The sequence below is a fragment of the Kineococcus sp. R86509 genome (assembly GCF_042466365.1).
Taxonomy (GTDB): Bacteria; Actinomycetota; Actinomycetes; order Actinomycetales; family Kineococcaceae; genus Kineococcus.
This window is the reverse complement of sequence record NZ_JAXHCE010000001.1, coordinates 2,151,934-2,163,862: the sequence shown is the minus strand read 5'-3', so window position 1 is coordinate 2,163,862 and position 11,929 is coordinate 2,151,934. Positions and strand designations below refer to the sequence as shown.

At 74.5% G+C, this 11,929-nt stretch carries 15 protein-coding genes; 11 read left to right on the top strand and 4 right to left on the bottom strand.

Annotated elements, in window-relative coordinates:
- Nucleotides 1-50 precede the first annotated feature (50 nt).
- From SJY07_RS10465 to SJY07_RS10445, 5 genes are all read left to right on the top strand, one after another.
- Nucleotides 51-980 (top strand): ROK family protein, encoded by a 930-nt coding sequence (locus tag SJY07_RS10465; protein WP_328294332.1) that lies wholly within the window; start codon nucleotides 51-53, stop codon nucleotides 978-980.
- A 55-nt stretch (nucleotides 981-1,035) separates the two neighbouring features.
- On the top strand, nucleotides 1,036-2,262 hold the full coding sequence (locus tag SJY07_RS10460) for a glycosyltransferase family 4 protein (RefSeq protein ID WP_328294333.1): 1,227 nt from the start codon (nucleotides 1,036-1,038) through the stop codon (nucleotides 2,260-2,262).
- A gap of 87 nt (nucleotides 2,263-2,349) precedes the next feature.
- The gene (locus SJY07_RS10455) at nucleotides 2,350-2,643 is read left to right on the top strand and encodes a phosphotransferase (protein WP_380158904.1); all 294 of its coding nucleotides are present in this window, start codon (nucleotides 2,350-2,352) and stop codon (nucleotides 2,641-2,643) included.
- Complete coding sequence (locus SJY07_RS10450) at nucleotides 2,619-2,840, top strand: hypothetical protein (RefSeq protein WP_380158902.1); 222 nt, start codon at nucleotides 2,619-2,621, stop codon at nucleotides 2,838-2,840. The genes SJY07_RS10455 and SJY07_RS10450 overlap by 25 nt, the downstream gene beginning before the upstream one ends.
- 118 nt (nucleotides 2,841-2,958) lie before the next feature.
- Nucleotides 2,959-3,204, top strand: coding sequence for a hypothetical protein (locus tag SJY07_RS10445; RefSeq protein WP_380158900.1), 246 nt, complete (start codon nucleotides 2,959-2,961; stop codon nucleotides 3,202-3,204).
- 89 nt (nucleotides 3,205-3,293) lie between these two features.
- On the opposite strand, the gene SJY07_RS10440 is transcribed toward SJY07_RS10445, so the two are convergent.
- The 3 genes from SJY07_RS10440 to SJY07_RS10430 all read right to left on the bottom strand — a co-directional run bounded on the left by SJY07_RS10440 (nucleotide 3,294) and on the right by SJY07_RS10430 (nucleotide 5,748).
- Nucleotides 3,294-4,139 (bottom strand): hypothetical protein, encoded by an 846-nt coding sequence (locus SJY07_RS10440; RefSeq protein ID WP_380158898.1) that lies wholly within the window; start codon nucleotides 4,137-4,139, stop codon nucleotides 3,294-3,296.
- Between the two features lie 28 nt (nucleotides 4,140-4,167).
- On the bottom strand, nucleotides 4,168-4,992 hold the full coding sequence (locus SJY07_RS10435) for a DUF559 domain-containing protein (RefSeq protein ID WP_380158896.1): 825 nt from the start codon (nucleotides 4,990-4,992) through the stop codon (nucleotides 4,168-4,170).
- Between the two features lie 150 nt (nucleotides 4,993-5,142).
- On the bottom strand, nucleotides 5,143-5,748 hold the full coding sequence (locus SJY07_RS10430) for a nucleoside deaminase (protein WP_380158894.1): 606 nt from the start codon (nucleotides 5,746-5,748) through the stop codon (nucleotides 5,143-5,145).
- A 130-nt stretch (nucleotides 5,749-5,878) separates the two neighbouring features.
- On the opposite strand from SJY07_RS10430, the gene SJY07_RS10425 reads away from it, so the two are divergent.
- Nucleotides 5,879-6,238, top strand: coding sequence for a hypothetical protein (locus SJY07_RS10425; protein WP_380158892.1), 360 nt, complete (start codon nucleotides 5,879-5,881; stop codon nucleotides 6,236-6,238).
- On the opposite strand, the gene SJY07_RS10420 is transcribed toward SJY07_RS10425, so the two are convergent.
- Nucleotides 6,235-7,041 carry a phytanoyl-CoA dioxygenase family protein gene (locus SJY07_RS10420; RefSeq protein ID WP_380158890.1) on the bottom strand — a complete coding sequence of 269 codons (807 nt, stop codon included), beginning with the start codon at nucleotides 7,039-7,041 and terminating at the stop codon, nucleotides 6,235-6,237. The genes SJY07_RS10425 and SJY07_RS10420 overlap by 4 nt on opposite strands.
- 126 nt (nucleotides 7,042-7,167) lie before the next feature.
- Between SJY07_RS10420 and SJY07_RS10415 the strand changes: the two genes are divergently transcribed.
- The 5 genes from SJY07_RS10415 to SJY07_RS10395 all read left to right on the top strand — a co-directional run bounded on the left by SJY07_RS10415 (nucleotide 7,168) and on the right by SJY07_RS10395 (nucleotide 11,916).
- Nucleotides 7,168-8,220, top strand: a complete 1,053-nt coding sequence (locus SJY07_RS10415) for a cation diffusion facilitator family transporter (protein ID WP_328294341.1) — start codon at nucleotides 7,168-7,170, stop codon at nucleotides 8,218-8,220.
- An 82-nt stretch (nucleotides 8,221-8,302) separates the two neighbouring features.
- Nucleotides 8,303-9,388: a GGDEF domain-containing protein gene (locus SJY07_RS10410; RefSeq protein WP_380158888.1), complete on the top strand. Its 1,086-nt coding sequence runs from the start codon at nucleotides 8,303-8,305 to the stop codon at nucleotides 9,386-9,388.
- A gap of 5 nt (nucleotides 9,389-9,393) precedes the next feature.
- A complete protein-coding gene (locus SJY07_RS10405; protein WP_380158886.1) occupies nucleotides 9,394-10,311 on the top strand; it encodes a D-isomer specific 2-hydroxyacid dehydrogenase family protein in 918 nt (305 codons plus the stop codon).
- A gap of 44 nt (nucleotides 10,312-10,355) precedes the next feature.
- The gene (locus SJY07_RS10400; RefSeq protein ID WP_380158884.1) at nucleotides 10,356-11,246 is read left to right on the top strand and encodes an MSMEG_6728 family protein; all 891 of its coding nucleotides are present in this window, start codon (nucleotides 10,356-10,358) and stop codon (nucleotides 11,244-11,246) included.
- Nucleotides 11,247-11,256: 10 nt separating this feature from the next.
- Complete coding sequence (locus SJY07_RS10395; protein ID WP_380158882.1) at nucleotides 11,257-11,916, top strand: HAD family hydrolase; 660 nt, start codon at nucleotides 11,257-11,259, stop codon at nucleotides 11,914-11,916.
- Nucleotides 11,917-11,929: the final 13 nt, after the last annotated feature.

Sequence of the window (11,929 nt, the reverse complement as noted above, 5' to 3'; positions counted from 1 at the left end):
CGGGGGTGAGCGGGCGGGCCGGGTGGGGGGTGGTGGGCTAGGGTCGCCGGGTGGATATCGGTCCGACCGTGCTGGCGGTCGACGTGGGCGGAACCGGCCTGAAGGGTTCGGTCGTGGACCTCCACGGATCGACGGTCTCCTTGCGGCACAGTCCCACCGTCTCGCCGGGGCAGGCCCCCGAGGACAACCTGCGCGCGCTGCTCGGGGTGCTGGCCGAGGACGCCCGGGCCGCCGGGGCGGAACCCGTGGCCGTCGGGGTCGTGACCCCCGGGACGGTCGACGAATCGAGCGGCACGATCGTCTACGCCTCGAACCTCGGCTGGAACTCCTACCCGCTGCGGGCGACGCTGGAGGAGTTCACCGGGTTGCCCGTCGCCGTCGGGCACGACGCGCGCACAGCGGGGCGGGCGGAGCACCTCGCCTCCGGCGCGAGCGGGAGTTTCGCGTTCGTGCCCATCGGGACCGGGATCGCCGCGGCGCTCGTCGTCGGCGGCCGCGTCGTCGAGGGCTCCTCGGGTTCGGCCGGGGAGTTCGGCCACGTCGTCGTCCACGCCGGCGGGGAACTCTGCCCGTGCGGTCAGCGCGGCTGCCTCGAGGCCTACGCGGCCGGGGCGGCCGTCGTCCGGCGCTACCTGGCCCGCGGTGGGCGGGACGCGGTGACCACCGCCGACGTCGTGGGGTTGCTGGGCCGCGACGCCGACGCGGACGCCGTGTGGCGCGACGCCGTCGAGGCCCTGGCGCTGGCCCTGCACGGGCTGACGATGCTCTTCGACCCCGCGGAGGTGGTGCTGGGTGGTGGGGTCTCCGGGGCCGGGCCGTTGCTGCTGGAGCCGCTGGCCGCGGCGCTGGCGGAACTCTTCGTCTGGCGCGCGCCGCCGCCGCTCGCGAGAGCCCGGTGGGGGACCGACGCCGGGAGGGTCGGTGCCGCACTGATCGGCTTCGAGCGGGCCGGTCTCCTGCCGCGCTTCCCCGTTCCCTGAGGTTCCCGCGCCCGGCTCGCGGCGGCAGGTTCCGCGGGTCTGGCAGGCTGCCCCTGTGCACCTGCTCGTGATCACCGACGGAGTTCCGCCCGAGCACCGTGGTGGCGTGGCGTCCTCGGTCCTGGTCGAGGTCGACGAACTCGCCCGCCGCGGCCACGAGGTCACGCTCCTCGTCCGCCGGCACGACCCGGCCCAGCCCCTCGTCGAGGACCGGGGGCACTACCGGCTGCTGCGCCACCCGGCCCCCGCGCGGGGGAGCCGCGGCTACTACGCGCACCCGCTGACGACGACGCTGCAGGTTCCGGGGTGGTTGCGTTCGCTCGACGCCCGCGAGGGTTTCGACGCGGTCTACGTCCACTCGACGTTCCACGCCGCGGCCGCCGTCCGTGCGGGACTCGGCGAGCGCACCGTGCTCCGCTTCCACGCGCCGTCCTCGCTCGAGGTGCGACTCGACGCGGCCGGCGGGAAGTACCCCTTCGCCCGGGTCGCGTCCGGAGCGGTCGCCGACCTCACCCGCCGGGCCGAACGCGTCGCGATCGAGGGTTCCGCCCGGACGCTGGCGACGAGCTGGTACGTGCGGCGGTTGCTGCAGCAGGTGCACCCGGGGGTCCGGGCCCGCGTCGACGTCGTCCCGCTCGCCGTCGACCTGCCCCGGTTCGCGCCGGGTTCCGCGGCCGCGGCCCGGGCTCGTTTCGGGTTGACGGGTTCACCGGTGCTGCTGACCGTGCGGCGCCTCGTCCGGCGGATGGGGCTGGAGAACCTGCTGGCCGCCGTGCCGGCGTTGCGGGCCGAACACCCCGGGGTGCAGCTCGTCGTCGGCGGAACCGGGTACCTCGCCGAGGAACTCCGTCGTCGGGCTCGCGAACTCGGGATCGCCGACCACGTGGTGTTCCCCGGTTTCGTGGCCGACGCGGACCTGCCCGAGCTGTACCGGGCCGCGGACCTCTTCGTGCTGCCCACCCTGGAGATGGAGGGTTTCGGCATCGTCACCGTCGAGGCCTTCGCCAGCGGGGTCCCCGTCGTGGCGACCCCCGTCGGGGCGAACCCGGAGGTCGCGGGTTCGCTGGACCCCCGCACGATCGCCGCCTCCACCGGACCCGCGGACCTCGCGGCGGCGGTGCTGCGGGGTCTGGAACTCCGGGCGGAACTCGCGCCGCGGGCGCGGGCGCACGTCGAACGGAACTACTCGCCCGCCGCCGTCGGGGAACTCGTGGAGGCGGCGCTCGAGAGCGTCACGCGCTCCGCAGGAACCGGGCCGGCCCGGGGAGGTCGCCGGAGGTGACCCGGTCGCTCCCCGGAGGCGGTGCTCGCCGACGATCCAGTCTCGGCGGTCCCGCTCCTGGGCGAACTCCGAGGCTTCCTGCTGCGGATGGCCGCCGCTGTTCGTGAACCGCGCCTGGCCCCAGCAGCCGAGCGGGTCGAGGACTCGCTGCGCCGGCGCGCCGCGGCCGTCGAGCCTCGTGAGGGGTCCACCCACGGCCTCGTCCACGGCGAGCTCGGCCCGGACCACGTCCTCGTCGACGCGGCCGGCCGGCCGGTGCTCATCGACCTCGGGTGCTCTCGACGACAGCGGGATGACCGTGCGCCGTCCTGGGTGGTCACCTGCGCGATCCGCCGCCACGCGGTAGACAGGTCGACGTGTCGATCCCGGGAGAGCCGTTGACCCGTCAGCAGCGGTTCGGGCTTCGCGTCGTCGTCGTCTCCGGATCCCTGATGGTGCTCTTGTCGATCGCCGGTCTGACCTTCCTGCGGTCTGACCTGACCACCCGCACCCAGGTCCTCGAGGTCGTCGAGCTGGTGTGCGGTGGCCTGCTGGCGGGGGTGAGTGGCCGGCGTCTGCGAGCCGCCCGCAAGCGGTGAAGCTCGGTGATCCTCCGCACGTCGACGTCCGGGGTCTGGACGCATCGGACCCTGGCGGGCGGCGCTACGTCGCTCCTCCGGTACTCGCTCGTCCGGTGGGTGAGGCAAGGTTGCCGTCATGACCGACGCAGGACTGCTCAAGGACGCCGAAACCGAACTCAAGAAGGCGAAGAACAGCTCGACGCACGCTGACCCCGAGAGGCTCTCGAGCCTGGCCGTCGAGGTCGAGTCCCTCGACCCCGAGCTCGCCGGCCGGCTCCGGGTCTCCGCCCAGCAGGTCCGGGCCCTCCGCGCGAAGCACGAACGCGAGCAGAGCCGGGTGCTCAAGCCGAAGTTCCGTGCCGGGGGGCTCGACCGCTTCTGACGCCGTCGTGCGAAGGGTCCGCCTCGCGTGGGAGGCGAAGCGGACCCTCTTCGCTCGTCGTGCTCTCGTCGCCGCGGCACCCGTTCCGGTCAGCTGCAGTCGTGCGGGGCGTCGGCCGCCAGGTCGTGCAGGGTCGCCAGGTTCGCGGCGTCGGTCGCGCTGGAACCGGCCGTCGTGGCGTCCGGGACGGCGACCCCGGTGCGGACGAGTTCCGCGTTGACGTCGATCCCGTCGTCGGTGCGGTACCAGCCCGCGCCCGCGACGTCGACGCGCTGACCCATCGGCAGGTACGACATCAGGTCGCGCACGTAGGCGTCGCGGCACCCCTCGGCGGGCAGGACCCCCGCCAGCGGGGTCGGGTTCTGGCCCTCGGCGCCGGCCACCACGGGCACCGGGCCGGCCGCCCAGGCGACGACGACCTCGGCCGCCGCGGTGCGGGTCGTCGCGGTCGGCGTCGGGGCGGCGAGCGACGTCGAAGCGGTCGCGGTGCCCGTCCCGCGGACCCCCTCCTGGAAGGCCCGCTGGACGACGACGGGGTTGGGGTCGGTGTCGGGACGTTCGTGCTCCCAGACGCCCAGCGCGGTCAGGGGCAGCAGGACGGCGAGCGCGCCGACGACGAGCTTGCGCCGGGAGACGGGGGCGGAGGCGTCGGCCGCGCCGGGGGAGAGGAAGTCGTGCGGTTCGTTCTCGACCGTGTGCTCCGGCTGCCACGGGGTGTCCCAGCGGGCGAGCTCCCCGCGCTCCCCGAGGTCGACGCGCAGCGCGCTGCCCCGGGCGGAGTAGCGGACGTCGAGCGAGACGACGTGCCAGGGCGGGCCGGGCGCGCGGTGCACCGCGACGACGACGGCCCGGCCGCCGTGGTGGGCGGGGTTCGTCGTGCCCCGCACCTTCACGAAGTCTCCGGGGCGCAGCTCCTCGGACTCGGGTGCACGCACGTCCCCTCCATCGGCCGCGGGGTGGCCCTCATGAGCGCGGGCCCCGGACGTGGACGTCCGCGACCACCTGCAGCCACCACTCCCGGCGCCGGACGACGGCCGTCCAGGTGAAGCGCAGGACGACGAAGCCCCGGCGGGTGAGTTCGGCGTCGCGGCGGCGGTCCTCCGCGAACTGCACGGGGTCGTCGTGGGTGCGGCGACCATCGAGTTCGACCACCAGCCAGTCGTCGATGAGGAAGTCGACCCGTCCTGCGGGGTCGAGCACCACCTGGGTCTGCAGGGAGTACCCGGCCTCCAGCAGGTCGTAGCGCCCGATCGACTCCAGCGGGGAGCCGGACTTCTCGTCCGCCATGGCCAGCAGCTTCCGGCGGTCGTCGTTGCGGTTCATCCCCTTCGCGGCGAGGTCCAGGTCCTCCCAGGAGACGCGGCCCGCGGCGAGGGCGGCGTCGAGGGGGACCAGGGCGGTGCGACGCGGCAGGCAGCGCAGGCAGTCGAGGACGGTGGTGAGGACATCGGTGCAGCCGTCGAGGTCGGTGACGTCGCGGCGGTGCACCAGGGCTGCGCGCCAGACCGTCGTCGAGCCGCGGCCGGCGGTCACGTGCGGAACCGGCGGCGCATCGACCACGGCGAGGCCGAGTGCCGTCGCGGCGGTGTGGCAGGAGCGGACGCCCCGGACGGCAGCGGCAGCGAGCACGTCGGCCGGGCACCCCGGGAGGGCGTAGAGCCCGGGCAGCGGACGCCGCAGCACCCCTCGGCGGACCGCGGTGCGGAGTCGATCCGCGGTGGTCAGGTGACGCAGCCGGTCCCAGCGCGCAGCACCCCCGCAGCGGCCCACCGCCGCGTCCGCATCCACCGCTCAAGGGTGGACGATCCGGGGCTCGACGGCGGGGGCCCTGTGGACAAGTCGTTGGCCCGCAGCGGTTCTGCAACCATCGGCCGACACGCCGTCGGAGCGGGGGTCCCGCGCGGCGTGTTGGCCGATGGCTGCAGAACTACCGTGGGGTCAGTCGTTGCGGGCGTTGTAGACGGTCGCGCCGGTGGCGCTGACGTGGGCGGCGTAGTCGCGGTAGACGGCCAGCGCCTCCTCGCGGAGCACGTCGGAGACGACGGCGATGCCGCGGGCCTCGAACTGCTCGGCCCAGTCGTCGCGGACGGGGCCCTCGTCGAAACCGCTGATCTCCTCCAGCTCCGGGCCGGAACCGGCGACGACGAGGGTGCGGACCCCGGACCAGAGGGTCGCTCCGTAGCACTGGGCGCAGGGACGCCAGTTCACGACGAGCTCGCGACGGGCACCGTCGGCGCCGAGGTCCCACGACCCGGTGCGGGCCTGGGCCAGGCCGAGGGCGGTGACCTCGGCGTGCCCGGAGGAGATCCCGGTGGAGAGGACGACGTTGACGCCCACGGAGACGATCTCCCCGGTGGTGGAGTCGGCCACCACGGCGGCGAAGGGGCCGCCGTTGCCCTCGCGGAAGTTGCGGGCGGCGAGGCGGTGGACGAGGGCCATCCGGTCCTCGCGGGTCGCCAGGGCGTCGGGGACGTCGGCGAGTTCGTCGTCGACCCAGGCGGGGAGGGCGATGGTGAAGGAGTGGTTGAGGGCCGAGGTGTCCATGGGGGGAGGATCCCAGTGCGGCTATCCGGGTGGTAGCCGGTCCCGCCGCTCCAGCGCCGCGGCGCGAGGGTCGATGAGGGGATCAGCGGTCACCGTCGGGGTGACCGGCCGCACCAGGGGAGACGCCTGCATGTCCACGATCGACGAAACCCCGGACACCGCCGTCCGCGGCGCGCAGACCGTCGCGCCCGTCCAGGCCTCCGCGTTGCTCTTCGCCGCGTCGATCCTCGGTGAGGCGAGCTACACCCCCGACCAGGAGCTCAAGGGCACGCTGAGCAGCCCCGCCCGCGTGCACGAGGAGGAGGTCGTCGAGGCCCCCGAGCCCGTCGTCGCGGAGCCCGTCGTCGCGGAGCCCGCCCCGGTCGTGGAGGCCCCCCGCAGCGCGGGCGTCGTGCCGCCGGTGCGCGTCGAGGCCCCTGCGGCACCGGTCGTCGAGCCGGTCAGGAAGGGCTTCTTCGCCCGCCTGATCGACAAGCTGCTCGGACGCTAGGCCAGCGCGGAGTCGGCGAGCGCGCTGCGCGGCCCCGCGTCCGCGGGGAGCAGCACGGTGCGGTCGGCGCTGCGGGTGGCGAACCGACCGTGCAGGACGAGGCGGTCGCGGGTGGTGGGGCGCCCGGTGCGGTGCAGGCCGCGGGGGTCGAAGAAGACCACCGTGCCCGCGCCCCCGTGCAGCACGACGTGGGCGGCGTCGCCGAACTCCCGCAGCAGGTCGGGGTCCTCGAGGCGGTGCCCGCTGCGTTCGAGGTGACGGACCCGCCGGGCGCCGCGCCGGCGGTGCGAGGCCCGCACGTAGTGCAGCGGGCCGGTGCCCTCGTCCACGCCCGTCAGGTGCAGGGCGACCTCGAGCGAGGGGCCGGCGGCGGTCCGTGCCCAGTCGGTGGGCCGGACCGGTGCCGCGGCCAGGGTGAGCAGGCCGTTCATGTCCAGGACGCGCACGTCGCGGCGGCAGTAGGCGCCGGCGACCCCGGCGACCTGGGCGTGGCGCAGGAAGCGCGTGTAGGGGTCCTCGGGGTCCACGGGCGGGTGGGCGCCGAGGAGTTCGACGGCGTGCGGGTCGTGCAGCGGCCCGGCCCAGCCGGTGGGTTCGCCACCGGCGACGAGGCGGCGGCGGCGCACGATGTCGGCGGACTGGTCCGCGATGAGGTCGTCGGTGCGTGAGAGGACGTCCTCGAGCAGGGCGGCGCTGCCGAGGAGGGCCTCGACGCTGGTGCTGGCGACGCCGTCGCGCTCCAGGTCGGCCACGACCCGCCGCGCCTCCGGGGACAGGGTCCGCGGTTCTCCTCGCCTGCGCACGTGCCTCCCTCGTCGCTGCTCCTGCGGCACCGTAGTGCTGTCTCACCGTGGGGCGCTAGTGACACTCCGTGAGGGATGCCGTCCCGCCACCGCGCGGACGGCCGTTGCCCGGGGGAAGCTTTGGCCGTGGCGGAAGAAACCAAGGGGACCGTGCTGGTCGCCCTGCTCGCAAACGTCGGCGTCGGCATCGCGAAGGGCATCGGTGGGGCGGTCACCGGCTCCAGCGCGCTGCTCGCCGAGGCCGCCCACTCGATCGCGGACACGATGAACGAGGCGTTCCTGCTGCTCTCGCTCAGCCGGGCCGACCGGCCCGCCGACCGGACCCACCCCTTCGGCTACGGCAAGGAACGGTTCTTCTGGTCCCTCATCGCCGCCGTCGGGATCTTCCTGTCCGGAGCGGTGTTCTCGGTCTACGAGGGGATCTCCTCGCTCACCGGCGAAGCCGAACCGATGTCGACGCAGCACTTCATCGTGATCTACGTGATCCTCGGCATCTCGATCGTGCTCGAGGGGGGGTCGCTGCTGAAGGCGCTGCGGCAGGTCTCGCGCGAGGCCTCGACCGCGCAGCGGCGGGTCCTGACCTACGTCGTCCGCTCACCGGACCCGACGGTGAAGACCGTCGCCAGCGAGGACAGCATCGCCGTCCTCGGCGTCCTGGTGGCGCTCGCGGGGACGATCCTGCACCAGGTCACCGGCTCGAACGTCTACGACGCGATCAGTTCGATCGTCATCGGTGCGCTGCTCGGGGTCGTGGCGTTCCTGCTGGGACGCGACACCAAGGAACTCCTCATCGGTGAGGCCGCCGACCCGGCGGTGCGCGTCGCGGTGGTCCGGGTCCTCGGCGCCGAAGCGGGGATCGTGCGGATCCAGGAGGTCCTCACGATGCAGCTCGGGCCGAGCGGCGTCCTGGTCGCCGCCCGCGTCCAGTTCGGAGAGGAACTCACCTCGCGCGCCATCGAGGAGCTCTGCACCCGCGCCGAGGAGGAGATGCGCCGGCGGGTCCCCACGATCACCCAGGTGTTCCTCGACCCCAGCCGGGTGACGGCGTCCGCGGACGCCGCGGCCCGGGAACGTCTCGCCGTCACCGAACGCGAGGCGGCGGACCTCCTCGACCCCGACGCCGTCGTCCAGGCCCTGCCGCAGGCCCGCACCCGGACGGGTCGCACCCTGCGGAAGTGAGTTCCCGCTCACCGGCACCCCCGGACACCGGGGCCGCAGGTGGTGGGAGGCTGGGGCCTCGAACGTTCCAGGAGGTGGGGTCGTGGCGCGGGATCCGTCCGGGACGGTGATCACGCGTCCGTGGTGGCGTCGCCTCGTCGAGCGCCTGCCCGGACGCTGGCTGGTCGGCGCCCCGGCCGTCGTCGCCGGTCGCGCGCTGCTGGCCGTCACCGGCCTGCTCGTGCTCCTGACCGTCCCGCTGCTCGTGCCGACGGCCGCGGACTGGACGGTCGTGCTGGCCGTCGCGGCCGCCGACGCGGCCCTGCTGGTGGCCAGCCTCGCGGTGCCGTGGGGGCGGCTCGGCCGCTCCGGGCCCGTCCTCTTCCCCCTGGTGCAGATGCTGGGTCTGGCCGTGATCGGCGTGAGCACCGAACGCGTCGACGGCGCCTACGTCCCGCTCTTCGTCCTCGACTTCGTCTTCGCCGGCCTCTTCCTGCCGCCGCGGAGCGCCTACTGGCTGCTGCCCGCCGCGCTCCCGCTCTACCTGCTCACCTCGGAGCAGCTCAGCGCCCAGGTCGCCGTGCGGACGGTGGTCATGGCGTGCGTGTGGGTCCTCGTGGCCGAACTGCTCGCCTCGATGAGCCGCCGCCAGCGGGCGGCCTCGGACCGGCTGGAACGCGACGCGCGCACCGATCCCCTCACCACCATCGGCAACCGGCGCGACCTCGAGGACCGGATGGCGCTGCTCGTCCCCGGGGACAGCGTCGTCGTCTGCGACCTCGACCACTTCAAGCAGCTCAACGACACCCGGGGTCACACGTTCGGCGACCAGGTGCTGCGGGAGTTCGGCGCGATGCTGACCGCGGGGCTCCGGCGCGGTGACTACGCCGCCCGCTTCGGTGGCGAGGAGTTCGTCCTCCTGCTGCACGGCAGCGGGACCGACGTCGCGATCGACGTCGTCGAACGACTGCGCGGCTCCTGGCGGGAACTCGGCGGGGCCGCGACGTTCTCGGCCGGCTGCGCGACGCTGGACGCGGACACCGGCGCCCAGCAGGCCCTCGTCGCGGCCGACGCCGCCGTGTACGCGGCGAAGGCCGCCGGACGCGACTGCACCCGGAGCGCCGAAGCGGCGCAGGGCTGGGGGCCTAGGGTTGACGCGACCACCGCCGAGGCCCTGTTCGAGGAGTAGCCCCCATGCCCACCACCCCCGCCGTCTTCGTCGGACCGCAGGAGAACCCGCTGCTGGTCGAGGCCGTGGAGCGTGGCGGGGGCACGGTCGTCGCGCTGGCGGACGCCGAGGCCGTCGTCGTCAGCGGCGGGCACGGGGACCTGCCCGAACTGCCCGACTCCGTGACGTGGGTGCAGCTGCCCTCCGCCGGGATCGAGAGCTGGGTCGCCGCGGGCGTCATCGACGCCTCGCGCACCTGGACCTCCGCCGCCGGGGCCTACTCGCACTCCGTCGCCGAGGGGGCCGTCGCGCTGCTGCTCGCCGGGGTCCGCGGGATCGGGCGCGCGGCCCGGCTCTCGACGTGGGACCCGGAGACCCTGGACGGCGTCCAGTCCAGCCTGCGCGGCTCGACCATCGCGATCATCGGCGCCGGCGGCATCGGCACCGCGATGATCCCGGCCTTCGCCGGGCTCGGTGCGGAGGTCATCGCCGTGACCCGCCGCGGTCTCCCCGTGGACGGCGCAGCGCAGACGCTGCCCGCCGACCGCGTCGGCGAGGTCTTCGCCGCCGCCGACCACGTCGTGCTCGCCGCTCCCGCGACCTCCGAGACGAAGGCCCTCATCGGGGCCGAGCAGCTCGCGGCGCTCGGCCCGCAGGGGTGGCTGGTGAACATCGCCCGTGGTTCCCTCGTCGACACCGACGCCCTCGTCGCGGCGCTCGCCGCCGGCACCATCGCCGGGGCCGCCCTCGACGTGACCGACCCGGAACCGCTGCCCGACGGCCACCCGCTGTGGACCGAACCCCGCTGCATCATCACCCCGCACTCGACCAACCCGAGCGTGCTGCGGGTCGGCGCGCTGGCCGAACGGGTCACCGAGAACGTCCGTCGTTTCGCCGCCGGTGAGGAACTGCTGGGTCTGGTCGACCCCGAACGCGGGTACTGATCCCCCGACGTGCGGGGTGCCACCCCGCGCGTCACGGTGGTCCCGTGCAGACGTTCCTCCCCTACGCCGACTTCGCCCGGTCCGCGGCCGTCCTCGACGGTCCGCGGCTGGGCGAGCAGCGCGTGGAGGCGCTGCAGGTCCTGCGCGCCCTCGAACTGCCCGACCACGGCTGGGTGAACCACCCGGCGGTGCGGATGTGGCGGGGGTGCACCCCGGCCCTGGTCGCCTACGGCCTCGCGGTCGTCGACGCGTGGACCGTCACCGGCCGCGCCGACACCACCGGAGCGCAGATCGCGGAGTTCGCCCCCGAGGCCGTGGGTCGCCCGCAGTCCGTGCTGGCCGACCTGATGCCGTCGTGGCTGGGCGACGAGGACCTGCACCGCAGCCACCGTTCCGCGTTGCTGCGCAAGGACCCCGGGTTCTACCGGCCCCTCTTCGGCGACGAACCCGAGATGCCCTGCGTGTGGCCGGACCCGCCCTCGCCGGCCCCGCCGGTCCGCCCCGCCGGGCGGCTGGTGTGGATCGTGCGCGGAGCGCCCGCGGTCGTGGGGGAGTTCCTCACCGACGGCGTCGTGGGCCTCGGCGTGGACTCCGGCATCGACGTCGACGTGCGCGGTGCCGCGGCGGGCGCCTCCCTGCGCGACCTGCTCCGCGAGATCTCCCCCGGGAGACGACCGGGCAAGGCGCTGCGGGTCCTCGACACCTTCGTCCACGAACTCGACCCCGGGACCGAGGTGGCCCTGCCCATCGAGGGCGACCAGGCGCTGCTGCTCGGCGAGGTCGTCGGCGAGTACGAGTTCGACGCCCGCAAGGGCGTCCTCGCGCGCCACCGCCGGAAGGTCCGCTGGGGTGGCCGGGCCGCCCGCCGCGACGTCGAACCCCCTGCCCTGCTGCAGGATCCCCGCCCCTTGTTCAGTGTTCCGCTCGCCGCCTGAGGAGAACCCCTTGTCCGACACCGCCCTGCTCGACGTCGACGGCACGCTCGTCGACACCAACTACCAGCACGCCCTCGCGTGGTTCCGCGCCTTCCGGCGCTTCGACCTCACGTTGCCGGTCTGGCGGATCCACCGCGCCGTCGGGATGGGCGGGGACCAGCTCGTCCCCGCCGTGGCCGGCGAGGAGTTCGAGGACGCCCACGGGGACGCCGCGCGGGACGCCTGGACCGAGGAGTACGAGCCGATGTCCGGCGAGGTCCAGCCCTTCGACGGCGCTCGCGACCTCCTGGTGGAGCTGCGGCGGCGGGGCTGGAAGGTCGTCCTCGCCTCCTCCGGGCAGCAGGACCAGGTGGAGGGCTACCTCGACCTGATGGGGGCCCGGGACTTCGTCGACGGCTGGACCACCTCGCAGGACGCCGAGAGCACCAAACCCGCCCCCGACCTCTTCCACGCTGCGCTGCAGCGGGTCGGGGGTTCCTCGGGGGTCGTGCTCGGGGACTCGACGTGGGACTTCGAGGCGGCGGGGAACGCCGGGATGACCGCGGTCGCCGTCCGGACGGGGGGTTTCTCCTCCGAGGAACTGACGACTGCCGGTGCGGTCGCGGTGTTCGACTCGTTGCGGGACCTGCTGGAGGGCCTGGACGGGACGCCGTTGTCCCACCCCTCCTGATCAGCCCTGGTGG

Coding starts and splice junctions, on each gene's coding strand:
- SJY07_RS10455 (WP_380158904.1), top strand. CDS start 2,350: ATGGCCGCCGCTGTTCGTGAACCGCGCCTGGCCCCAGCAGCCGAGCGG.
- SJY07_RS10445 (WP_380158900.1), top strand. CDS start 2,959: ATGACCGACGCAGGACTGCTCAAGGACGCCGAAACCGAACTCAAGAAG.
- SJY07_RS10430 (WP_380158894.1), bottom strand. CDS start 5,748: ATGGACACCTCGGCCCTCAACCACTCCTTCACCATCGCCCTCCCCGCC.
- SJY07_RS10425 (WP_380158892.1), top strand. CDS start 5,879: ATGTCCACGATCGACGAAACCCCGGACACCGCCGTCCGCGGCGCGCAG.
- SJY07_RS10405 (WP_380158886.1), top strand. CDS start 9,394: ATGCCCACCACCCCCGCCGTCTTCGTCGGACCGCAGGAGAACCCGCTG.